Source organism: Pseudomonas avellanae BPIC 631 (assembly GCF_000444135.1).
Classification (GTDB): domain Bacteria; phylum Pseudomonadota; class Gammaproteobacteria; order Pseudomonadales; family Pseudomonadaceae; genus Aquipseudomonas; species Aquipseudomonas avellanae.
In genome coordinates this window covers 1-416 of sequence record NZ_ATDK01000027.1, presented here as the reverse complement: position 1 = coordinate 416, position 416 = coordinate 1, and the positions used below count along the sequence as shown (strand labels likewise).

At 56.5% G+C, this 416-nt stretch carries 1 pseudogene; it reads left to right on the top strand.

What is annotated here, in order from left to right:
• Positions 1-238 (top strand): annotated as a pseudogene (locus DW49_RS0100935) (IS110 family transposase); the annotation flags it as partial.
• Positions 239-416 lie beyond the last annotated feature (178 nt).

Genomic DNA, 416 nt, shown 5'->3' with positions numbered 1-416 from the left:
AGATGCCCATGCGCATGCCTATTTACGCAGTCTACTGGTGCTTGGAGCTCGATCTGTCATGGCCAACCTGGGCAATAAGCAAGACCCTCTCAGTCGCTGGATCCGCAACCTCATGGAGCGACGGGGTTACTGGCGTGCGGCCGTGGCGATTGCCGCCAAGAATGCGAGGATGGCCTGGGCCGTCCTGCATTACGGCGACACGTTCAAGCCTGAACAGGCAGAACCAACGGGCGCGTAAACACCAGAGGTCATGACTGATCACCTTGTAAGGCGTTAGGGCGAGGATCATGAGCGGATAAAAGGATCAATGTGCACTGCCGTCGTTGATGTGAAGCGGGTTGGACCTGCGTGAGGGATACCTGAAAAATCGTATGGGAAATTCAGTCCCGATTAGCGAACGAGGCCCTCACGTGCGT